The following is a 762-nucleotide window of genomic DNA, read 5'->3' as shown; positions in this document are numbered from 1 at the left end:
GCTTTTCACGTGTGGGCCCAGGGCCGGCACGGGCAGCGCGGGACAGCGCCCAGGTCCCGGCGACCAATTACTGACGGAAAAGGTTGCCCACCGAGCGAAAGGTCACACCCGCCTGCGGCAGGGCCGTCGGCGGCCCGCCACTCACACCTGCTGGTCTGCGGATTTGCGGTCCGCTCGGGGATCGTGCCCGCACAGCACCTCGTGCGGCCGAACCGTCGATCAGAGGGCGTACAGTACTCTGATCCAGCCGTTAACCTGCACTCCTTGTGCCTCTCATGTCCCGTTCTGGTCACCGCCACGGGACGCGATTGAGTCTGATCGATAGTCCAGGAGCCCCAAGCATGTCCTTTGCGAATGGAAACACTTCGCCGAAGATCAGCGTCGTCGTACCCGTTTACAAGGTCCAGGGATACCTTCGCGCATGCTTGGATTCCATCCTCTCGCAGTCGTTCGACAATTTCGAAGTCATCGCCATCAATGACTTCTCACCCGACGCCTGCGGTCGAATTCTCGATGAATACTCAGCTGCGGACGACCGTGTCGTACCCGTACACCTCACCGAGAACCAAGGAATAGGAAAGGCGCGGGACACCGGCGCACTGAAGGCCCGCGGCGAGTACATCCTTTTCCTGGACAGCGACGACACTCTCGCCGAGGGCGCGCTGCAAGCCATGGCGGACCGTCTCCAGGAGACCGGCGATCCGGATATCCTGCTACTCAATCACGTCCGCACTTACTGGAACAACCGCGTCCAGGAAAGCG

General features: G+C 61.5%; 1 protein-coding gene. It reads left to right on the top strand.

Annotation, left to right across the window (positions count from 1 at the left end; genetic code table 11):
• Nucleotides 1-341 precede the first annotated feature (341 nt).
• Nucleotides 342-762 (top strand): glycosyltransferase family 2 protein (locus ABEA26_RS36145; RefSeq protein WP_345598329.1); only part of this gene is annotated, 421 nt, incomplete at its 3' end.

Source organism: Streptomyces marokkonensis (genome assembly GCF_039539045.1).
In the GTDB taxonomy this organism is placed as follows: Bacteria; Actinomycetota; Actinomycetes; order Streptomycetales; family Streptomycetaceae; genus Streptomyces; species Streptomyces marokkonensis.
This window is presented reverse-complemented; position numbering and strand designations above follow the sequence as displayed.